The organism is Mucilaginibacter sp. GW821-FHT07G05, from assembly GCF_059418565.1.
Window position 1 is genome coordinate 666,842 of the sequence record NZ_JBWKQC010000001.1, and the last position, 20,557, is coordinate 687,398.

Consider the following 20,557-nt stretch of genomic DNA (forward strand, 5'->3'; position numbering starts at 1 on the left):
TATTGCAATAACGTTATAAAACTTATAACGCCTTATTAGTTCTAAAATAATTAATTTGTCATTCTGAATAAAGGGGTAACCTTACCTGCTATTCAGGATGACATTTTTATTTAATATATGCTCGATATACTCATTATAGGTGGTGGCCCCATAGGTTTAGCTTGCGGGCTTGCCGCTCAAAAAGCCGGTTTAAGTTTTCTGATAGTTGAAAAAGGTTGCCTTGTAAATTCGTTATACAATTACCCTTATACCATGACGTTCTTCTCCACATCCGAACGTTTGGAAATTGGAGGTATCCCTTTTGTCACCATCAACAATAAACCCAACCGTGCCGAAGCATTAGAGTATTATCGCAGGGTGACACTATCCAATAACCTACCCATCAATTTATTTGAAGAGGTAACCGAAGTAAAACAGGATGGCGACCATTACAACATCAACACCTGCAAAGCAAGCTATCAGGCTAAACGGGTAATACTATCTACCGGTTTTTATGATGTCGCGGTTAACCTCGATATTCCGGGTGAAGATTTACCGAAGGTGAAGCATTATTATAAAGATCCGCACTATTATGCCATGCAAAAGGTAATTGTTGTGGGATCAAGCAACTCGGCTATTGATGTGGCTTTAGAAACCTATCGTAAAGGCGCTGAAGTGACTTTGGTAATACGCGGAAGCGAAGTAAGCAGCCGTGTTAAATATTGGGTAAGGCCCGATATTATTAACCGTATTGAGGAAGGCAGCATCAAGGCTTACTTCAACTCGGAACTGGCCGAAGTACGCGAGTTCGAGGCAGATATCCGTACACCTGAAGGACTTATTACCATTCCGAATGATTTTGTAATGGCCATGACGGGTTACAAACCTAATTTCGACTTTCTGAATAAGCTGGGTATTAACCTATCGGCAGATAAATTTATCCCCGAATACAATCCGGATACGATGGAAACCAACCTGCCGGGCATGTACCTCGCCGGTGTGGTTTGCGGTGGTTTGGATACGCATCTTTGGTTTATAGAAAATTCGCGCATCCATGCGGAAATGATCATTAAAGATATTTTGAGCAAACAACAGGTTTAATAAAGCCTGTTATACCTCCTGGTGATATAATACGATAGCTAAAGTATTTTGTATTTGCACAAAATGTCGCTGCTGGTGAGCAATTAAAAAACGAAAAGCATCCCCTGTTTTTATCCTGATCAGTTTATTGAGGCTGGTTGGTATCCTGATCGCGTTAAGATCATAATTTGCCGCTTGATCTAATAATAGCAACAATTGCTGTTGCCCTTTAATATAATTACCGATCACTTCATCTGCATTGGTATTCAATGGCACATGCCATTTGGCAGCTTTGTACTTTTTAGTAATGCTGCCCGTGGTATCGGGCAGCATCATTTTCACAAAGTAATTGCCCAGCACGCCGGGCTTAAATACTTCGCTTTTGTTAAATGGTGATATGGTTGATTGGCTCAGGGCTTTTTCTATGGCAGGCAGATAATAATTATTATAAGTATTCAGGTGCTCAACAATCTGCAAAACACTCCAGCCGGATTCGTTTGGTTTTATATTGAGCAAGGTGTAATGATCGCGGATAAGCACCTCAAAAGTTTGCAGGTTTTGCATAACCGTGGTACTTAGCTCTTTTAATAATTGCGCCTTGTTTAATTTCATCTCTTATTTTTATGCAAATAACCGGGTTTGGCAATTAATAAAAGTTGATGTAGACCATCATTTACAGCTTTTTATTATTGAGCATTTTACTCAATGTAGCCTTATCAACCCCAATATATGAGGCTATGTATTTATCGGGAATCAAATTAAAAATGTGCGGACTTCGCTTAAACAGCACCTCTAATTTCTCGGAAGCGCTGAAGATGCTTAGTTCCTTTTGACGCTCCAACACGGCAGCCAACACGCTACTCAGCATAATACGCAGCCACTTTTCAAACTGCGGGTGCTTTTCGGTAAGCGAAATGAAATCTTTATAATGTATCCGCAGCAAGCGGCTTTGGGTAAGGCTTTCAAAAGTTAATGAGGATGGCCTTTGCAGCAGGAAACTATCTACCACACCCGTGAACGAAACCGGGTAACTGAAAATGGTAGTCGCCTCTTTATCGCCATGTGTACAAAAGCAACGCTGAATACCTTTGGTTACTATATACAAATAACGTTCGGTATCGCCTTCGGCGGTTAATATTTGCTTGCGCTTAACATCTATTGCCGACCAATTTGGCAGCATTTCTTCAAAAAAACCATCGCCCAAAACAGGTACCACGTTAAATACCTGTTTTATGGTTGCAATTTCTTCCGGATCGGGCCTGTTATTGAGTACTTTCAAGCTGATGTAATAAAACGTTATTATAATGTTATTTGTGCACTTTTTTCTTGCATAAATAAAAATTAATGCGATACTTTGCACAAAATTTAAAAACGTAAAAATAATATCAAAAAGATGAACCAGCAAAGCTTATATAAGCCCGTTTCAAGAGCAGTTTTTGCTCCTGTTACCGCTGCTTTGGTTTCAGTTATTTTTATATGTTCTCCGTCACGACGACGATTGTACATCCCCCGGGTTTAATCTGCATATTCTACAAAACCCAACCCTGAGCTTACTATATCCAAGCTCTACCAAACACACCACCATTTAATTAAGGCCATTAAAAGCCAATTAATTTACGGTAATCTTTCTATTTTAATGACTATACAAGATTTTGACATAATAGTTGCTTCAGGCCAGCACGTTGATTACGCTCCGCAAATTTGCGATGAAATGGCCGAATCAGCCAAAGCCCGTGGCACTGGTATTGCACAACGCTCGCCGGAGTATGTCGCCAATAAAATGCTGGAAGGCAAAGCGGTTATCGCTTTGCATAAAAATGGCACTTGGGCCGGTTTCTGCTATATTGAAACCTGGAGCCACGGCCAGTTCGTGGCCAATTCGGGCCTTATTGTAAACCCGGAGTTTCGCAAAGTAGGTTTAGCGAAAGCTATCAAACATAAAGTGTTCGAGTTATCGCGCAAAACCTATCCCGATGCTAAAATATTCGGCTTAACTACGGGTTTGGCGGTAATGAAGATCAACTCCGAACTGGGTTACGAACCGGTTACCTACTCTGAGCTTACGCAGGACGAAGACTTTTGGAAAGGCTGTAAAAGCTGCGTTAACTACGATATTTTGATGAGCAAGGGCCGTAAGAACTGCATGTGCACCGCCATGCTCTTCGACCCGGAAGAAAAGCGTAAGGAATACGAGAACAAAATGAAAAAAATAACCCACAAGGCAACCTTGCTTGAGCGTATTGAAAACGCGTTGAGAGGCCCGGGTAAATTATTGACACTATTTGCAAAAGCTTAACATTAAGCTGATTGATTAAACATAATATGAAGAAAAAAGTAGTACTGGCTTACAGCGGCGGCCTCGATACATCATTTTGCTGTATCTATTTAACACGCGACCTTGGTTTAGAGGTGCACTCGGTAATTGTAAACACCGGTGGTTTCAGCGAAGAAGAACTTAAAGGTGTTGAAGAACGCGCTTTTAAAATGGGCGTAACCTCACACCATGTGGTTGACGAAACCAAGAACTTTTACGATACCTGCGTGCGCTACCTTATTTATGGTAATGTGTTAAAGAACAATACTTACCCGCTTTCGGTAAGTGCCGAACGTGTTAGCCAAGCTACAGCTATTGCCAACTACGCGCACCAGATTGGTGCCGAGTACGTTGCCCATGGCAGCACAGGCGCCGGTAACGACCAGGTGCGTTTCGATATGATATTTAACATATTGGCACCTAACGTACAGATACTTACCCCTATCCGCGATCTTAAACTGAGCCGCGAAGAGGAAATTGAGTACCTGAAGAAACATGGTGTTGAAATGAACTTTGAAAAAGCCAAATATTCTATCAACAAAGGTATTTGGGGTACATCGGTAGGCGGTAAAGAAACGCTTACTTCAAACTTAGGTTTACCTGAGGAAGCATGGCCTACACAAGTAACCGAATCGGCTGTAAGGGATATCGAACTTACTTTTGAAAAAGGCGAACTGGTCGCTATCGACAATGAAAAATATGATCACCCAACTAAAGCTATACAGGCTTTGCAAGCAATCGCACAGCCTTATGGTATTGGTCGCGATATACATGTGGGTGATACTATTATTGGTATAAAAGGCCGTGTAGGCTTTGAAGCTGCCGCGCCAATGGTGATTATCAAAGCGCACCACACTTTAGAGAAACACGTGCTTACCAAATGGCAATTAACCTGGAAAGACCAACTATCATCTTTCTATGGTAACTGGTTACACGAAGGGCAATTCCACGATCCTATTATGCGGAACATGGAGGCATTTTTGAGCGATACCCAAGCCAACGTAAGCGGTAAAGTATTTGTTCAGTTACACCCATACAGGTTCCAGGTGATAGGTATCGAGTCAGATCACGACCTGATGTCGAACAAATTTGGCAGCTATGGTGAAATGAATAATGCCTGGAGCGGTGAGGACGTTAAAGGATTCTCAAAAATATTTGGCAATCAGGTAATGATCTATCATAAAGTAAATCCATAACCCCCCAGCCCCCTGAAGGGGGAGTTTTTGAACTGCATAAAAATCAAACGTGAGTACAACTAATAATGATACCGCTAACCTAACTCCCCCTTCAGGGGGTTGGGGGGTACCTTTTTCAAAAAGTGATTGTATAACGCACTATACCTGGGGCGATGACTGCCACGGATGGACATTCATAGAAACGGATGCCCTATCTGTTAAGCAGGAATTAATGCCGCCTGATACTGCCGAACAATTGCACTATCATGAAAAGGCCAAACAGGTATTTTTTATACTGAAAGGGCGTGCCACATTTATAATTGACGGCGTAGAGCATTTGTTACGTGAGCAGCAAGGCATAGAGATACAGCCGCTGCAAAAGCACTACATAAGTAACAAGGGCGAAAACGACCTTGAGTTCATTTTGTACTCCTATCCAACTACAAAGAATGACAGAATCAACATCGATTAAAATAAAAGCAGGCATTGTAGGCGGTGCCGGATATACCGGCGGCGAAATGCTGCGGATCCTGATCAATCACCCCAATGTTGAAATTGCTTTTGTACATAGCAACAGCAACGCGGGTAATTATATTTACGAGGTACACACCGATCTGTTTGGTGATACCGATCTGAAATTCGCGGCCGAGCTATCAAACGAGATCGATGTGCTGTTTTTATGTGTTGGCCATGGCGATGCGAAGAAATTTTTAGCTGCCAACCCAATACCCGATACTATCAGGATCATCGATCTTAGCCAGGATTTCAGGTTAAACCAAAATGCCGGATTCGGTACCAAAAAATTTGTCTACGGTTTGCCCGAGCTAAACCGTGATGCCATAAAACAAGCGCAAAACATAGCCAATCCGGGTTGTTTTGCAACTTGTTTACAATTGGGTATGCTGCCATTAGCTTCAAAAGGCTTACTGACAGCTGAAGTAAATATTACCGCTACCACAGGTTCTACCGGCGCGGGCCAAAGTTTATCGCAAACATCGCACTTTACATGGCGTAATGATAACCTGTCTGTATATAAGGCGTTTGATCATCAGCACCTGAACGAGATCGGCGAATCGCTAAAGCAATTACAAGGTGACGGTGTAGGAGCAATTAACTTTATCCCATACCGTGGCGATTATACCCGTGGCATCATCGCTTCTATTTATACTGATAGCGATTTAACTGAAGAGGAAGCATTGGCATTGTATACAGCGTATTACGAAGGACACCCGTTCACACATGTAACCAATCGCAATATCGATCTGAAACAGATTGTGAACACCAACAAGTGTTTCTTACAAGTAAAGAAATATGGGAATAAATTATTGATAATAAGCATTATGGACAATTTACTTAAAGGCGCGTCGGGCCAGGCAGTTCAAAACATGAACCTGCTTTTCGGTCTGGATGAACGCGCCGGCTTACGATTAAAAGCAACTGCGTTTTAACAGGCGGAAAGGAAAAAGGTTAAAGGAGAAAGGTACTATGAGAGACTTTAAAAAGCTCAATATTTGGCATAAAGCACATGTCTTTACGTTACAAATATATAAGGAAGTGCTTCCACTCCTTCCACCTGATGAGCGATTCGCCTTATCTGCTCAACTAAGAAGATCTACTTATTCCATACCTCTTAACATTGTTGAAGGTTGTGGAAAAAACACTAATAAGGACTTTGTACATTATCTTGATAATGCATTAGGTTCGGCACATGAAGTAGAATATACTTGTTTGTTGATTTATGATTTGGGATATATACCCCAGGAAATGTATAATATGATTAACTCGGAGATTAATGAGGTAAAAGCAATGATTATTTCGTTTATTAAATTTTTGCGAAATGATAAATAACCTTTTCCCTTTAACCTTTCTCCTTTTACCTTAAAATGAATGAACTTATTCGACGTATATCCTATCAATAATATAAATATAATTAAAGGTGTAGGCAGCCTTGTTTATGATGACAAGGGCACTGAATACCTTGACTTGTATGGTGGCCATGCGGTTATATCAATTGGTCATACCAATCCGCATTATGTGGCGCGTTTGGAGAACCAATTGCATCAGATCGGCTTCTACTCAAATTCCATCGAGATCCCTTTGCAAAAGGAACTGGCCGAAAAACTGGGCCATGTTTCGGGTAAAGAAGATTATCAGTTGTTCCTGTGTAATTCGGGTGCGGAAGCTAATGAGAACGCCCTTAAACTGGCTTCTTTTTATAATGGTAAAAAGAAAATTATCGCTTTCAAAAAAGCATTCCATGGTCGTACTTCGTTAGCAGTTGCCGCTACCGATAACCCTAAAATTGTAGCACCGGTAAACGAAACCGATAACGTGATATTTTTACCATGGTGCGATGAAGCAGCCTTAGAACAGGCTTTTGCCGAAAACGAAATTTCATCGGTAATTATTGAAGGCATACAAGGCGTAGGTGGTATACAGGTAGCTACCGAAAGCTTTCTGCAAAAAATACGCACTTTGTGCGACGAGTATAACGCGGTTTACATTGCCGATTCGGTACAGTGCGGTTATGGCCGTACAGGTAAATTCTTCTCGCATGATTTTGCCGGTGTTAATGCCGATATATACACTATGGCTAAAGGCATGGGTAATGGCTTCCCTATCGGGGGGATCATTATAGCACCAAAAATAAAACCTGCTTACGGTATGCTGGGTACTACTTTCGGCGGTAACCACTTAGCCTGCGCGGCAGGTTTAGCAGTGCTGGAAGAAATTGAAAGCAATAACCTGCTGCAAAACGCGGCCGAAGTTGGCGCTTACCTAATCAACGAGTTAAAGAAATTTGAGCAGGTAAAAGAAGTTAGGGGTCGTGGCCTGATGATCGGTATTGAACTGCCCGAAGAACTGGCCCACGTGCGCAAGGACCTGCTATTCAAACACCATATATTTACTGGTGAAGCTAAGCCAAACGTGATCAGGCTATTGCCTGCTTTAAATTTGACTAAAGCTCATGCCGATAGATTTTTGGAGGCGTTTACTGTTACATTAAAAGGTTAGTTACCTGTCATTTCGAAACGAAGTGAGAAATCTTCTGCAATAAGCATGCTCTTAACAAGCATGGCCAAGAAGATTTCTCGCTATGCTCGAAATGACAGGATTATATAAATAAGCACTATGAAACTATTTTCTTCTGTACACGATGTTACTGATATTAACGCGCTGGTTGCCGAAGCTTTAAAGCTGAAGCAAGATTCGTACGCGCATCAGCATTTGGGTAAAAACAAAACGCTGGGCCTGGTTTTTCTTAACCCAAGTCTGCGTACCCGTATGAGCACCCAAAAGGCAGGCCTTAATTTAGGCATGAATGTAATGGTGCTTAACATCGATAAAGAAGGCTGGGCGCTTGAACTACAGGATGGTGCCATAATGAACGGCACAACCGTTGAGCATATCCGCGAAGCGGCAGCTGTAATGGGGCAGTATGCCGATATTATAGGCGTGCGCTCGTTCCCGGGCCTTAAAGATCGTGAGGAAGATTATAGTGAAGCCATATTCAATAAGTTCGTTAAGTTTTGCGGAGTTCCGGTTGTAAGCCTTGAATCGGCAACACGTCACCCGCTGCAAAGCCTGGCCGATTTAGTGACCATTCAGGAATTAAAAACTACAGCCCGCCCTAAAGTAGTGCTTACCTGGGCGCCGCATATTAAAGCGCTTCCGCAGGCTGTACCCAATTCTTTTGCCGAGTGGATGTGTAAGGCTGATGTCGACTTTACCATTGCCCATCCGGAAGGTTACGCTTTAAGTACCGATTTTACCAACGGCGCTACTATTACCCACAACCAGGACGAAGCATTGAAGGGTGCCGATTTTATATACGTAAAAAACTGGTCGGCTTATGAGCCTTACGGTCAAATTACCGGTGGCAATGAAGACTGGATGCTAACCAACGAAAAATTAGCGCCAACCAACAACGCCAAGGTAATGCATTGCCTGCCTGTTCGCCGTAACCTGGAACTATCCGACGAAATACTCGACGGACCAAACTCTGTTATGGTGCACGAAGCCGGTAACCGTGTTTGGGCAGCCCAGGCTGTATTGAAACAAATGCTGGAAAGCTTATAATATGTACACGCCGGCAAACAATCGTATTGATGATGTAAACGAAGCTGTAATGTTTATGCAGCGTTACAGCTTCGCTACCATAATTAACGTGATTGATAGTAAACCCGAAGCTACACATCTCCCTTTTTTAATTGAGCAGCGTGATGATAAGATCATACTGTCTTCGCATTTCGCCAAGGCAAACCCGCAGGCCAAAGTGATTGATGGCAGCGAAGTACTGGTGATATTTACCGAACCACATGCCTACATTTCGCCATCGCATTACGAAAAAGAAACCAACGTACCTACGTGGAATTACTTGGCGGTGCATGCTTATGGCAAAGCAAAAGAACTGGCGGAAGTCGCCGATAAATTCAGATTGCTGGCCCATACCATCAACCAATATGAAGCCGCTTATATGCAGCAATGGGAAAGCCTGCCTGATACCTATCGTGATGGTTTGGTAAAGGGAATAACAGCTTTTGAAATTGCAGTAACAGATCTTCAGGCTAAAAAGAAACTGAGCCAGAATAAAACCGAATTGGAGCGTAACAATATCATCAACGCGCTAAAAAATAGCACAGACACCAATGAGCGTGATATTGCCGCTTACATGCAAGCACTCGATAAAAAGTGATCACTATTTATCTTTACGGTACGAGGCGTTGATCACCTTATTTAAGGTAAGTCCCTGTACAATAATAGAGAAGATCACTACAAAGTAACAAGCCGACAAGATGAGGTACCGATATTTTGATTCGGGTAATGAAAGTGCCAGCGCTATTGAAATACCTCCCCTTACCCCTGCCCAGGTTAAAATATTAATGGTACCATAGTTGATATTCAGTGTACGCCTTAACAGCGTTACCGGCAATAAAATACTCAACCATCGCGATAGCAAAATAATACAGATGGCTAATGTACCTGTAAGCCAATAGTTATTTATATAAGGCACCACGATCATCTGCAAGCCTATCATCACAAACAAGATGGTATTAAGCATTTCGTCGATCAGTTCCCAAAATTTTTCTAAAGCTTCATGCGAATGCTCTTTGTTATCCCTGTTGATAGATCGATTACCCGCAAATAAGCCTGCGGTAACTACTGATAAAGGAATTGACAAATGCAGAAATGACGCTACCAATGAATTGGTAAGTACCAATGCCAGCGATACCAGTACGATGGTTTGAAAATCGGTGATAGATCTCATCAACCGGTATGCCAGGTAGCCCGTGAACGCCCCAAGCGCTATCCCCCCAAATACTTCCTGTGCAAACAAAAGAGCCGTTTTAGCCACGTCAACATTATCTACACCGGCATTTACAACCTCCAGTATCACGATGAAAAGCAACAGGCCGATCCCGTCGTTAAACAATGATTCGCCCGAAATAATGGTTTCTAAATGCTGCGGTAAGTTTGATCCTTTTATAATGGCCGATACTGCTACAGGGTCTGTTGGTGAAACCAACGCGCCGAACAAAAAGCAATAAACAAGCGGCAGCCTGATATCGAAAAAGCCGGTGATCCAGTAAAAAAGAAAACCGAATATAGTAGTAGACAGTATAACACCCAGCGTACTTAATATAAATACCGGCCGCATGGCCTTTTTCAACTTATTGGTATCCAGATTAAATGCGCTGGCAAACAACAGAAAACCCAGCATCACATTGAGTACCGTACGCGAAAAGTTGATGCTTTTGGCTAAGGCCGTGAGGTGCTTAGCCATACCGGGGTTGGTATTATTGATAACAATAATGGCTACCGACCCTAAAATAGCAATACTAATTACCCCTATTGTGCCGGGCAACTTAATAAAGCGGGCATTGATATAGGAGTAAATGGCGCTCAAAATAACGAGCAATGCTATTATTACAAAAAGATCCATATTGGTTTATATTGACAGCCTGATACTACTTTGCAACCGGCTCCGTCATCATTGTTTTGGTATTAAAAAAGCGAACTATTAAACGATTATCGCTATTACGGCTAAAATAACCTATCGACCAGTTCAAGAATACGATGGCTTTATTGGTAAACCCGGCTAACGACATAACGTGCACCACCATCCACAGCAGCCAGGCAAAAAAGCCTTGAAAACGCATCTTGCCAATATCTGCCACGGCTTTATTAAGGCCGATGGTGGCCATTGTGCCTTTATCAGTATATTTAAAAGGCACAACAGCCTCACCATTGATAATACGGATAAGGTTTTTAGCCAACTGCTGCCCTTGCTGCACTGCTACCGGCGCAACGCCGGGATAACCATTCGGCGCGAGCGGACTTATCATTGATGATACATCGCCTATGGCGAATATATTTTGAAAGCCTTTTACTTTGCTAAATTCATCCGTTTCAATACGGTAACCACTGCTGATGATCTCTTTGGGTATGCCTTCGGGTACTTCGCCCATTACACCGGCCGTCCAAAACACATTGCGTGTTTTTAGCGTAGTGCCATCGTTTATAGAGAGCGTAAGGCCATCATAACCCAGCACCCTGATACCGTTGGATACGTGAACATGCATATCCGTTAAAAACCTTTTGGCCGCGGCAGATGCCTGCTCCGTCATGGCGGCAATGAGGCGTGGCTTACTTTCTATCAGATAAACCTTCATCTCATCATTATCTAACTTCGGAAAATCTTTATGCAAAATATACTTACGGAAATCGGCTAATGCACCTGAAAGCTCTACACCAGTAGGGCCGCCGCCTACTATAACAAAAGTGAGCAATGCCCGGCGCTCTTCGGCATCAGTAGTAATGTTCGCCGTTTCGAGGTTTTGAAGGATCAAGCTGCGCAGATTTAACGCTTCGGGAACATTCTTCATCGGCATGGTACAGCTCTCTAATTCCTTATTACCAAAGAAATTGGTGTTTGAGCCTGTGGCTATTACCAGGTAATCATATTTAATATCGCCCGTGCTGGTGATAACCGTATTGTTTTCAGCATCTATCTTTTGTACTTCGGTAAGCCTGAAGCTAAAGTTCTTTTGCCCGGTGAAGATCCGCCGGATCGGGAAGCCAACGGAATCGGCCTCTAACGTACCGGTAGCCACCTGGTATAGCAGCGGCTGAAAGGTATGATAGTTATGCTTATCGAGCATTAAAACCTCAACAGGTGCTGATTTTAAACGCTTTGCAACCTGTATGCCGCCAAAGCCGCCGCCTATAATAACCACAAGTGGTTTGGCGGTAGTATTTTCGTTGCTCATCATATATTATAATAGACAACTAATTAAGTGCTTTTTTGTTGAGCCTGTGTTTAAAAATTGTAATTTAATAACGATTTAACACCGTAATATTAAATAAATGCCGCTTATTTGCTAATTTTGAATCATATTTATCAAAAACAGGGCGTTAATTCACTAAATGGGCATTGATAAGAAGTATTTAAAGACTACTAACAAGGTGAATAAACTATATATTATTAAAATTGGCGGCAATGTGATAGATAATTCTGAAAATTTGCATAGTTTTCTTCAGGATTTTAGCTCACTTGACGGCCACAAGATTTTGGTACACGGGGGCGGAAAAGTAGCCACCCAGCTTTCGGCCACATTGGGTATTGAAGCAAAATTAGTTGACGGCAGGCGCATTACAGATATTGAAACGTTACGTGTGGTAACCATGGTTTACGGCGGCCTGATCAACAAGAACATTGTGGCCCAGCTACAGCGCTTTGGTACTAACGCGATAGGCTTAACAGGTGCCGATGGGAATTTTATCCGCACTAAGAAACGCCCAGTTAAAACTATTGATTACGGTTTTGTTGGTGATATAGATGAAAATTCTATCAACCCGGAAAACATACAGCGATTACTTGAGGCAGGCTTTACCCCCGCTTTTTGCGCGATAACCCACGATGGCGAAGGGCAGTTATTAAATACCAATGCCGATACCATTGCTTCGGCACTGGCGGTATCGTTATCAAAACTGTACGAAACCACGCTGATATACTGCTTTGAGAAAAAAGGCGTTTTGCACGATATAAATGATGAGGAATCGGTAATACGAGATATCCATCCGAAGCGTTATGAAGAATTGAAAAAACAGGAAATTATACATAGCGGCATGCTGCCAAAACTGGATAACGCTTTTACGGCAATTGCCTGCGGCGTTAAATCGGTGATCATTGGCCGGTCTGACGATTTGGGAAATATTAAGGGACAACAACCATTTGGGACACGCTTAAGCAACAATATATGAATGCACAGCAAAACATTGCCATTTTAGGCAGCGGTAATATAGGTTTATCATTAGCAAAGGGATTAGTGGCGGCTAATATATGTAAGCCCAATCAGGTTATACTTACACGCAGAAATGTAGCTGCGCTTGATGAGTATGCCGAGCAGGGTTATCAAACCACCTCTGTAAACACAAAGGCAGTTAAAAAGGCTGATATTGTTGTACTGGCCGTTTTGCCGCAGCAGCTTAACAAACTGCTCGACGAAATTAAGCCTGTAATAAAATCAGAAAAGCAACTGCTGGTATCGGTTATATCAGGTGTTAGCTGCGAGGATATCCGCAAACATTTAGAGGTAAATGTACAGGTGATTAGGGCTATGCCTAATACCGCTATAGCCATTGGGCAATCGATGACATGTATTGCTACCGATAACGGTACACAGAAAAATATCAACCTGGTAAGATCATTATTTGATACGGTGGGTGTAAGTATACAGATCAACGAAGAACTCATGACATCGGCCACCGCGCTTTGCGCCTGTGGTATCGCGTTCTTTCTGCGTTCTATCCGTGCGGCATCGCAAGGCGGTACCGAGATCGGCTTCCATGCGCATGACGCCTTACGTATGGCCGCGCAAACAGCCAAAGGTGCAGCAGATCTGTTACTGCAACTATCATCACACCCCGAACAGGAAATTGATAAGGTAACCTCGCCAAAAGGCTGTACTATAGCAGGTTTGAATGAAATGGAACATAATGGCTTTAGTTCGGCTATGATAAAAGGTATTAAATTTTCGGCCCAAAAAGCCGGGGAATTGTATCCGAACGACGAGGCGTAAACGCATATTAGCTTAGACAACTTTTTAAAAATTGTCAAAGCTTTTTTTTAATAAAGCTTACCGACTCACATTACGAAGAAGATTTCTCTTCGTAACTCATCGAAATGACAATGCGGGTGCTGTCTATTATTCCAGGTAATAATGCCTGATGGTATTCAGTCCCTCATCCAGTTCATAGATCCAGGGCGTAGCTGTAGGGATATCGAGGTTGGTTACATCCTCATCACTAAGCAGATCCATATATTTTATAAGTGCCCGTAAACTGTTACCATGCGCGCAGATGATCACTTTTTGGTTTTGACGCATGGCCTTTACAATCACTTCGCTCCAAAAGGGTAATACCCTCTCCATGGTTTCGCTCAGGTTTTCGGTAACGGGTATTTCGCGCTGGGTAAGGTCTTTGTAGCGGATGTCGTGGCCGGGATAACGTTCATCATCGTGTGTTACTTCAGGCGGATGTTCGTTGGGGTCGCGCCGCCATTTGTGCACCTGTTCTTCGCCGTATTTAGCTATGGTTTCATCTTTGTTCAATCCTTGTAAGGCACCGTAAAAGCGTTCGTTCAAGCGCCACGATTTGGTTACGGGGATCCATAGGTGATCCAACTCTTCCAGCACAAAATGCAATGTTTTTATTGATCGTTTTAATACCGATGTAAAGCCGGCATCAAAGTTATAACCATGCTCATCTAACAGCTTACCGGCCCTGCGAGCCTGTTCAAATCCTTCGGGCGATAGGTCAACATCTGTCCAACCGGTAAAGCGGTTCTCCTGGTTCCAAACACTTTCGCCATGCCGTAGTAATACTAATTTCTGCATATATAAATGGTTAACGCCAAATGTTGTAGCGGGTTTTTAAATTTACTTGTAATTTGTTTTTAAAAAAATTTACATTGCAGGTAAATCCAATTAAACCAAAACAATTATGACTGTAGTTACTACTCCCGTTCCGGTATCGGACGGCATCGCTAACCCTGCTCCTCTCGGTTTGTGCGCTTTCGGCATGACCACCGTATTGCTCAACATCCACAACGCCGGTTTCTTCGAACTTAACTCCATGATACTGGCCATGGGCCTTTTTTATGGCGGACTGGCACAGGTGATTGCCGGAATTATAGAAGCTAAAAAGAACAACACTTTCGGCTTAACCGCCTTTACATCTTACGGTTTCTTTTGGTTATCATTAGTTGGCCTGATATTGTTACCCAAATGGGGGTTGGCCGAAAAAACATCAGAAGGTGCCATGTGCGCGTACCTGGGTATCTGGGGTTTATTTACACTGTTCTTGTTCTTCGGTACGCTGCGTTTAAACCGTGCTTTACAATTTGTATTTGGTTCGCTGGTTATATTGTTTGGCTTATTGGTGGCAGGCGATGCTACCGGGAATAAAGCTATCACGCATTTAGCCGGGTATGAAGGTATCATCTGCGGCGCATCGGCCATTTATACCGGCATTGCCAATGTGCTGAACGAGGTATACGGCAAAACAGTTTTACCTATAGGGCCTGTGGCTAAGTAAAATATTTGCGCTAAATTGCACCCGTGAAAGATTACAAAAAATATTATATAATACCGGCCACGCCCGAAGAGATCTACATGGCGCTTACCAACCCGGTAACCATACAATTATGGACAGGTGACCCGGCCGAAATGTCAACTGAACCCGGATCGGAATTTTCATTATGGGAAGGCAGCATTGTAGGTAAGAACATTGAATTTGAGCCCAACAAAAAGGTAGTTCAGCAATGGTACTTTGACGGCCAAACCGAAGAATCAATAGTGACCATTAAATTGCACGACGATAAACACGGCACCTCTGTTGAGTTAAGGCATACCAATATCCCCGATGAAGCTTACGAAGATATAACCGACGGCTGGGATAATGTGTACTTTGGCAGCCTTGAAGATTTCTTTGACGTTAACTAACGTTCTATAGCTTTAGTCAATCAACAAAAAAGCAGCGCTCAACACGCTGCTTTTTTGTTTTGGGTATGTGATTAAAGCTTTAGGAGATAACGTAAACGAAGTGCCAGCACATCGGCGATGTTATGACCGCTATAGGCTTCGTACTTAATACCGGCATCAATACCGTTTTTAAATTGCAAACCTATTGATGGCGAATAAACAAACTGACTGCCGCCTTTGGTAGCAAAGCCTATACCCGCTTCGCCGCCTACATAGAATTTGTTACCGGCAAATAACCTTAACCCGGCTTTCAGCGGGATAACGTTGCTTGTGGTAGTATCGGTACGGAAGCTGTAGGCAACAGCCGATTGATCTACATAATAATTAGGATAGGTAGAAAAATAGTGCGTGATACCACCGGATAATGACGCGTCAAGGTTGTTGGTTAAACGATGATGCAGGCTTAGTTCGCCACCAAGGGTAAAGCCATTAGAGCCTTCGGTTGTTTGTCCGGGAGATACCGCTAAACCTAACAGCCAGCCTTCGGGAGCATCAGCTTTTTTATGGACACTCAATTTTTTTAGACTAAAGCCATAAGCTATGCGCAGGGCAAGCATTTTGGTGATACTGCTGCGGGTATAATCCTCATATTTCACACTCAGATCGAGCCCGTTACTAAAGGTTAAACCTACCGATGGCGACCATAAGAACGAGTTCCCCCATTGCTCAAAGCCCAAACCAACACCGGCCTCGCCGCCTACATATAATTTATTGGCCACAAAGTACTTGATACCGGCCTTAACTGGGATTACATTGTACGGGCTGCCGTATTGGTTAAAGCCTGTAAAATGATCTTTCTCAAAAAAATGGGTAAATCCGGCGGTTAGCGTGCCCGATACGCGGTTGTTAAAATCTCTTTGCAGCCTGATATCGCCGCCCAAAGTGTATTGGAAAGGATCTTTAGTAGCCAAACCCGGATCGACACCGAAACCGATACGCCATTTGCTTTGCGCGTTAACCGACAGCGAGCCTAATAGCAATATAGATGCTGCCGCTGCCTTGATAAATGTATTTTTTGACATAGTGATATATTTTTGCAGGTATGACAACAACATTACGCCTCGCCCCTACGCCAAAATATTTTAATTTAGTTTAAGGCGATAGCCCAATCGCAAACCGAACTGTTTGATGCCTGCAAAGCGCACATAATCTTCAAACTTGATACCTGTTTCCAGGCCGTTATTAAAGCGGTATCCCATGGAAATAGCATAGAGTGCCGAATTTTTGATACCTGTACCCTCTTCGGTAAAATTGCCATCGCCGGAAGTGGCACGGTGCAAGGCCGGATAACCAATGCCGAACGCCATCCCCAGTTCGCCACCAAAGAACCAGTGCTTACCGGAATAGCTGCGAATACCTGCTTTAACCGGTATCGCCTTAAAATCATTTATAAATATCTGATCCGAAGCTCCGTTAGGGATGCCGGAGTAAAACGCTTCAATATGATCGGCACTGTGATAAGTGTAACCCACGGTAAATGTGCCAGCACTGTGGCTGCCCAAATCGCGCTGAATAAACAGCTCTGTTCCATATACATTTTTGTATGGCCTGTCCCAGCCGATACCACCGGTGACTGCCGTACCTAAATACCAAGACCGGGAATTGTCAGTTCTCACTTTTTCTTCCAGCTTGCTGAATGTGGAGTTAAAGGCTATACCGGCTTCCCAGCCTACCCATCGTTTCACCGGGTTACGTCCATAATATTCGAGAGGCACCCTAAACCGTGTTTGATAGCCCGGCTGACTGCCTGTGTAAGAGTATTTATTGTAGTTTGGTCCGGCAAAAAGGCTTATATGTTTTGATAGTTGCACGTTTAGCAGCAATTTCCCTTGCGCCCACCTGTCATCCCACGCCCCGGTATTGGCAAATTGGTAATCGGCCTCGGCTGATAAGTAAACGGATGGACTAAACATAAAATCGTGCCCGATACCCAAACCAAACGAATACATTTTATTATTGCCTGAGATATTTACCCCCGTTAACAAGGTGCTGTAGAAAGCATGCGTGCCCGTTTTTAGGGAAATATTAGTATTAGCAAGAGTATTGGCTGACAAGCTCACTTTATAAAAGCCGTTTCGAATAATATTCAGTAAACCAATGCTGATCCCTTCGGATGTATCGGCACTGTTTACCAATCCTATTTGTACGCCTTTCAATTTATGAGCATCGTTACGCAGGGTAGTTAACTGCAAACCGTATACGGGGCCCTCACTCCTGTTTATAAACCCCGCTACCTGCACACCTTTAACTGTATCCAGTACCTGATTATTTACGCCTGCCAGTTGCAAACCGCTTAGCGTACCGCCTACTAAATTGAAGATGCCTGCCATTTGTAAATAACGGCTATTGCGCTTGTTAATGTTGAATAAGCCGCCTACCTCCAGTCCGTTTACCCCGGCGGTATAGCCTCCAACCAAATTCACCGAAAACTTATTTACCACCTGCGGACTAAACATGCCATGCGAACTCAAACCTGGTGTAAACGATACCTGGAATGGCCGGTGAGCAAAAAAATCGGGAATGTTTAAACTCTGGATCATTTGCCGGGTGGAGATAAACAACCTGCCCAACCCGGTGCGTTCTACCCTGTTGCCTTTATCTGTGGCGCTATAATAATCGGCCAAACGGTTGCGCTGGCTAACGGATATAGTTTGCAGAAAGGTGATAGAAGTATCCTTATAAGATCTTTTACTGGCGGTAATACTGATGGTTTGAGGGTTGTCTGCCCTGAATTTAAGCCTGAAATAACCGTGCTCATCTGTTAATGCCGATACCAGCTGCTGCTTTTCGTACACGCTGGCATTCATTAAGCGTTCGCCATTACGCTCATCAACCACAAAACCACTTACCGAATAGGTATTGTCATCATTGGTCATATCTGTATTAATGAGCGATAATCTCGGCAAGGCCGGGGTAATTATGATATAGCCGTTTTGTTCGGCATATTCATATTTCTGGTTAAACAGATGTCGCAGCACGACTATTACCGATTGATTATTGGCGTTTATAGTCACAAGGCTATCCTTTCGCAAAATTTCGCCGTTGTAAGAAAAATAAAATCCGCCCTGCTTGCTGATTTCGCTAAGCACAGCGGCCAACTTTTCGTGGTTTGCATTGATGGAAACCGGCTTGCTTAACAAATATTGGGCATGTGCCCGGTTACTTAAAACAAGTGATAACAGTATAAAAGCGAACAGCAGCTTAACCTTTTTTGATGAACGTAGTAAAGTAAAATTCATTAACAGGCTGCTATTTAAGTATGATCTGGTTATTCTTCTTTTCCACAGTGATATTAAACGTACGGGTGATCACCTTCAACACGCTATCCAATGGTTCATTTTTGAATGTGGTATTCAGCGGCAAGTTCCTCAACTCCTTACGGCCAATAATGATGCGGCTATCGTAAGCCTCATTCAATACCTCCACTATGCGCCATAAGGGCGTATCGTCGGCAACAAACTCCTTGCTCCTGTAGTAATTATATAGCTGATCAGTATTTTTCTGTTTTATCAGTTCCTTTTCCAGTTTCTTTACCACCGCTTTTTCGCCGGGCTTAAGCGAAAGCATCTTACCACTGTTACTTACCTCTACTATCCCGGTTTCTACAATTACCTCAATATTGCTGTTTTTATTTTTCACGTTGAACGATGTGCCTACCACCTTAATAACGGTACCGCCGCTGTTAATGATAAACGGTTTGCTTTTATCGGGAGTGATACTAAAAAAGGCCTCGCCCCTCACCAGCGTAACCTTCCTTTTGTTTCCGCTAAAGGTTTCGGGGTATTGCAATAAGCTGTTTTTGTTAAGGGTGATGACAGAACCATCAGACAGGGTATCAATCCTGACCGCCTTATCGGTAGCAAAGTCCACATCTTTGGCAGGTCCTTTATTTATCATATACAACCACACGCCCCCTGCAAAGGCCAGCAATACAGCAGCTATACGTAACCAGTTATAACTGCGCGGCAGTATTACTTCTTTACCCTCATCGGCTTTTTGCGCGGCTATTTTTTGCTTCAGCCTGCCTAATGATTCCTGCGCATTGGCTTGCACGGTAAATTTGAGTTTATCGCTTGCCTCCCATACCTGTGCAAATTGCATGTAATGCCGCTCATTGGCGGCATCCGCTTTGCGCCATTCGGTTACCTGTGCCACTTGTTCGGCTGATGCTTCGCCCAACAGGCAACTGATCAGCAGATCGTCGTTCATTTCCATGTTTTCAGCGTTTAAATTCATCGCATCATATTTATTAGTATCCACAATAAAAAAGGCAGGTAGTCTGCCAGTTGCAGCCTTAGTCTTTTTAATGCCTTGTTCATCTGGTTTTCTACCGTTTTGGTGCTTATACCCAATTTGGCGGCTATCTCGGCATATTTAAGTTCTTCAAAACGCCGCATCTGAAATATGGTACGGCATTGCTCGGGCAGTTCGTTAATGGCTTTTAACAACCGCTGTTCCAGTTCGCGGTACTGTAAACCACCCGATGTATTTTCGCTTTGATTATCCATTTCGTAACCGGCATGGTTTAAATAGCTTTGTTTTACCTTTTGGTGTTTGATATAATTAAGGCATTCATTATGTACCGAGCGGTACAGGTATGCTTTTAGCGAGGTGTGGATACTGATGGGTCCTTTACGTTCCAGTATTTTCAAAAAAACGTCATGCACCATTTCATCAGCCAAAGCCCCGTCGTTAAGCATGGTATAGGCATAATGATGCAACGCCGTATAATGATCGAGGTAGATGCTGTCGAAATCGGCACTATCGGCATTAAGCTGTAATTGAAATGCTGTATGTATATTATCTGTTTGCAAACCCGTAAGGCTTTAAATGTAATAATTAACCTTAATATACACAGCAGACAACGTGAGGTGCATGTACCCCCACGCTGATATCAAATTTTTTTTAAGCGATGATAAAAACAAAAAAGGCCTGGCCAGCATAATGCTGACCAGGCCTTTTTA

At 43.1% G+C, this 20,557-nt stretch carries 22 protein-coding genes; 13 read left to right on the forward strand and 9 right to left on the reverse strand.

Annotated features, from left to right (window positions below):
- Nucleotides 1-117 precede the first annotated feature (117 nt).
- Nucleotides 118-1,080: a YpdA family putative bacillithiol disulfide reductase gene (locus tag AC07NA_RS02680; protein ID WP_494895454.1), complete on the forward strand. Its 963-nt coding sequence runs from the start codon at nt 118-120 to the stop codon at nt 1,078-1,080.
- Between the two features lie 9 nt (nt 1,081-1,089).
- On the opposite strand, the gene AC07NA_RS02685 is transcribed toward AC07NA_RS02680, so the two are convergent.
- Together AC07NA_RS02685 and AC07NA_RS02690 are read right to left on the reverse strand one after the other, a co-directional pair.
- Nucleotides 1,090-1,671 carry a DinB family protein gene (locus AC07NA_RS02685; RefSeq protein ID WP_494895456.1) on the reverse strand — a complete coding sequence of 194 codons (582 nt, stop codon included), beginning with the start codon at nt 1,669-1,671 and terminating at the stop codon, nt 1,090-1,092.
- A 61-nt stretch (nt 1,672-1,732) separates the two neighbouring features.
- Nucleotides 1,733-2,338, reverse strand: a complete 606-nt coding sequence (locus AC07NA_RS02690; protein WP_494895458.1) for a Crp/Fnr family transcriptional regulator — start codon at nt 2,336-2,338, stop codon at nt 1,733-1,735.
- A gap of 357 nt (nt 2,339-2,695) precedes the next feature.
- On the opposite strand from AC07NA_RS02690, the gene AC07NA_RS02695 reads away from it, so the two are divergent.
- The 8 genes from AC07NA_RS02695 (at nt 2,696) to AC07NA_RS02730 (ending at nt 9,244) form a co-directional block, all read left to right on the forward strand.
- A complete protein-coding gene (locus AC07NA_RS02695) occupies nt 2,696-3,355 on the forward strand; it encodes a GNAT family N-acetyltransferase (RefSeq protein ID WP_345209187.1) in 660 nt (219 codons plus the stop codon).
- A 26-nt stretch (nt 3,356-3,381) separates the two neighbouring features.
- Nucleotides 3,382-4,569 (forward strand): argininosuccinate synthase, encoded by a 1,188-nt coding sequence (argG, locus tag AC07NA_RS02700; RefSeq protein WP_494895460.1) that lies wholly within the window; start codon nt 3,382-3,384, stop codon nt 4,567-4,569.
- Nucleotides 4,570-4,618: 49 nt separating this feature from the next.
- Complete coding sequence (locus tag AC07NA_RS02705) at nt 4,619-5,020, forward strand: cupin domain-containing protein (RefSeq protein ID WP_494895462.1); 402 nt, start codon at nt 4,619-4,621, stop codon at nt 5,018-5,020.
- Complete coding sequence (gene argC / locus AC07NA_RS02710; protein WP_494895464.1) at nt 4,998-5,996, forward strand: N-acetyl-gamma-glutamyl-phosphate reductase; 999 nt, start codon at nt 4,998-5,000, stop codon at nt 5,994-5,996. The genes AC07NA_RS02705 and argC overlap by 23 nt, the downstream gene beginning before the upstream one ends.
- 37 nt (nt 5,997-6,033) lie before the next feature.
- Entirely contained in the window at nt 6,034-6,396 is a 363-nt protein-coding gene (locus AC07NA_RS02715; protein ID WP_494895466.1) for a four helix bundle protein, read from the forward strand.
- A 39-nt stretch (nt 6,397-6,435) separates the two neighbouring features.
- Entirely contained in the window at nt 6,436-7,563 is a 1,128-nt protein-coding gene (locus AC07NA_RS02720; protein ID WP_494895468.1) for an aspartate aminotransferase family protein, read from the forward strand.
- 117 nt (nt 7,564-7,680) lie between these two features.
- Complete coding sequence (locus AC07NA_RS02725) at nt 7,681-8,628, forward strand: N-acetylornithine carbamoyltransferase (RefSeq protein ID WP_494895470.1); 948 nt, start codon at nt 7,681-7,683, stop codon at nt 8,626-8,628.
- Between the two features lies 1 nt (nt 8,629).
- On the forward strand, nt 8,630-9,244 hold the full coding sequence (locus tag AC07NA_RS02730) for an FMN-binding negative transcriptional regulator (protein ID WP_494895472.1): 615 nt from the start codon (nt 8,630-8,632) through the stop codon (nt 9,242-9,244).
- A 3-nt stretch (nt 9,245-9,247) separates the two neighbouring features.
- Here the strand turns inward: AC07NA_RS02730 and AC07NA_RS02735 are convergent, their stop codons facing one another.
- Nucleotides 9,248-10,492: a cation:proton antiporter gene (locus AC07NA_RS02735; protein ID WP_494895474.1), complete on the reverse strand. Its 1,245-nt coding sequence runs from the start codon at nt 10,490-10,492 to the stop codon at nt 9,248-9,250.
- Nucleotides 10,493-10,517: 25 nt separating this feature from the next.
- Complete coding sequence (locus AC07NA_RS02740; RefSeq protein ID WP_494895476.1) at nt 10,518-11,822, reverse strand: NAD(P)/FAD-dependent oxidoreductase; 1,305 nt, start codon at nt 11,820-11,822, stop codon at nt 10,518-10,520.
- Between the two features lie 154 nt (nt 11,823-11,976).
- Between AC07NA_RS02740 and argB the strand changes: the two genes are divergently transcribed.
- The gene (argB, locus tag AC07NA_RS02745) at nt 11,977-12,813 is read left to right on the forward strand and encodes an acetylglutamate kinase (RefSeq protein WP_494895477.1); all 837 of its coding nucleotides are present in this window, start codon (nt 11,977-11,979) and stop codon (nt 12,811-12,813) included.
- Nucleotides 12,810-13,631, forward strand: a complete 822-nt coding sequence (gene proC / locus AC07NA_RS02750; protein WP_345209198.1) for a pyrroline-5-carboxylate reductase — start codon at nt 12,810-12,812, stop codon at nt 13,629-13,631. The genes argB and proC overlap by 4 nt, the downstream gene beginning before the upstream one ends.
- A 126-nt stretch (nt 13,632-13,757) precedes the next feature.
- Here the strand turns inward: proC and gpmA are convergent, their stop codons facing one another.
- Nucleotides 13,758-14,447 (reverse strand): 2,3-diphosphoglycerate-dependent phosphoglycerate mutase, encoded by a 690-nt coding sequence (gpmA, locus tag AC07NA_RS02755; protein WP_494895479.1) that lies wholly within the window; start codon nt 14,445-14,447, stop codon nt 13,758-13,760.
- Between the two features lie 106 nt (nt 14,448-14,553).
- Between gpmA and AC07NA_RS02760 the strand changes: the two genes are divergently transcribed.
- Both AC07NA_RS02760 and AC07NA_RS02765 read left to right on the forward strand, forming a co-directional pair.
- The gene (locus tag AC07NA_RS02760) at nt 14,554-15,147 is read left to right on the forward strand and encodes an acetate uptake transporter (protein WP_494895480.1); all 594 of its coding nucleotides are present in this window, start codon (nt 14,554-14,556) and stop codon (nt 15,145-15,147) included.
- Nucleotides 15,148-15,170: 23 nt separating this feature from the next.
- On the forward strand, nt 15,171-15,554 hold the full coding sequence (locus AC07NA_RS02765) for an SRPBCC domain-containing protein (protein WP_345209201.1): 384 nt from the start codon (nt 15,171-15,173) through the stop codon (nt 15,552-15,554).
- 71 nt (nt 15,555-15,625) lie between these two features.
- On the opposite strand, the gene AC07NA_RS02770 is transcribed toward AC07NA_RS02765, so the two are convergent.
- The 4 genes from AC07NA_RS02770 to AC07NA_RS02785 are packed head-to-tail and all read right to left on the reverse strand — an operon-like array spanning nt 15,626 to nt 20,407.
- The gene (locus AC07NA_RS02770) at nt 15,626-16,615 is read right to left on the reverse strand and encodes a hypothetical protein (RefSeq protein WP_494895481.1); all 990 of its coding nucleotides are present in this window, start codon (nt 16,613-16,615) and stop codon (nt 15,626-15,628) included.
- Nucleotides 16,616-16,675: 60 nt separating this feature from the next.
- Entirely contained in the window at nt 16,676-18,832 is a 2,157-nt protein-coding gene (locus AC07NA_RS02775) for a carboxypeptidase-like regulatory domain-containing protein (RefSeq protein WP_494895482.1), read from the reverse strand.
- A 10-nt stretch (nt 18,833-18,842) separates the two neighbouring features.
- Nucleotides 18,843-19,829: a FecR family protein gene (locus AC07NA_RS02780; protein ID WP_494895484.1), complete on the reverse strand. Its 987-nt coding sequence runs from the start codon at nt 19,827-19,829 to the stop codon at nt 18,843-18,845.
- The gene (locus tag AC07NA_RS02785) at nt 19,826-20,407 is read right to left on the reverse strand and encodes an RNA polymerase sigma-70 factor (protein ID WP_494895486.1); all 582 of its coding nucleotides are present in this window, start codon (nt 20,405-20,407) and stop codon (nt 19,826-19,828) included. Before AC07NA_RS02785 ends, AC07NA_RS02780 begins: the two co-directional genes overlap by 4 nt.
- Nucleotides 20,408-20,557: the final 150 nt, after the last annotated feature.

Excerpts from the sequence above, each read along its gene's own strand:
- AC07NA_RS02775 (WP_494895482.1), bottom strand. The coding sequence starts at position 18,832 with ATGAATTTTACTTTACTACGTTCATCAAAAAAGGTTAAGCTGCTGTTC.
- AC07NA_RS02740 (WP_494895476.1), bottom strand. The coding sequence starts at position 11,822 with ATGATGAGCAACGAAAATACTACCGCCAAACCACTTGTGGTTATTATA.
- AC07NA_RS02780 (WP_494895484.1), bottom strand. The coding sequence starts at position 19,829 with ATGAATTTAAACGCTGAAAACATGGAAATGAACGACGATCTGCTGATC.
- AC07NA_RS02695 (WP_345209187.1), top strand. The coding sequence starts at position 2,696 with ATGACTATACAAGATTTTGACATAATAGTTGCTTCAGGCCAGCACGTT.
- AC07NA_RS02770 (WP_494895481.1), bottom strand. The coding sequence starts at position 16,615 with ATGTCAAAAAATACATTTATCAAGGCAGCGGCAGCATCTATATTGCTA.
- AC07NA_RS02730 (WP_494895472.1), top strand. The coding sequence starts at position 8,630 with ATGTACACGCCGGCAAACAATCGTATTGATGATGTAAACGAAGCTGTA.
- argB (WP_494895477.1), top strand. The coding sequence starts at position 11,977 with ATGGGCATTGATAAGAAGTATTTAAAGACTACTAACAAGGTGAATAAA.
- AC07NA_RS02735 (WP_494895474.1), bottom strand. The coding sequence starts at position 10,492 with ATGGATCTTTTTGTAATAATAGCATTGCTCGTTATTTTGAGCGCCATT.
- AC07NA_RS02760 (WP_494895480.1), top strand. The coding sequence starts at position 14,554 with ATGACTGTAGTTACTACTCCCGTTCCGGTATCGGACGGCATCGCTAAC.
- AC07NA_RS02680 (WP_494895454.1), top strand. The coding sequence starts at position 118 with ATGCTCGATATACTCATTATAGGTGGTGGCCCCATAGGTTTAGCTTGC.
- AC07NA_RS02725 (WP_494895470.1), top strand. The coding sequence starts at position 7,681 with ATGAAACTATTTTCTTCTGTACACGATGTTACTGATATTAACGCGCTG.
- gpmA (WP_494895479.1), bottom strand. The coding sequence starts at position 14,447 with ATGCAGAAATTAGTATTACTACGGCATGGCGAAAGTGTTTGGAACCAG.
- argG (WP_494895460.1), top strand. The coding sequence starts at position 3,382 with ATGAAGAAAAAAGTAGTACTGGCTTACAGCGGCGGCCTCGATACATCA.
- argC (WP_494895464.1), top strand. The coding sequence starts at position 4,998 with ATGACAGAATCAACATCGATTAAAATAAAAGCAGGCATTGTAGGCGGT.
- AC07NA_RS02720 (WP_494895468.1), top strand. The coding sequence starts at position 6,436 with ATGAACTTATTCGACGTATATCCTATCAATAATATAAATATAATTAAA.
- AC07NA_RS02685 (WP_494895456.1), bottom strand. The coding sequence starts at position 1,671 with ATGAAATTAAACAAGGCGCAATTATTAAAAGAGCTAAGTACCACGGTT.
- proC (WP_345209198.1), top strand. The coding sequence starts at position 12,810 with ATGAATGCACAGCAAAACATTGCCATTTTAGGCAGCGGTAATATAGGT.
- AC07NA_RS02715 (WP_494895466.1), top strand. The coding sequence starts at position 6,034 with ATGAGAGACTTTAAAAAGCTCAATATTTGGCATAAAGCACATGTCTTT.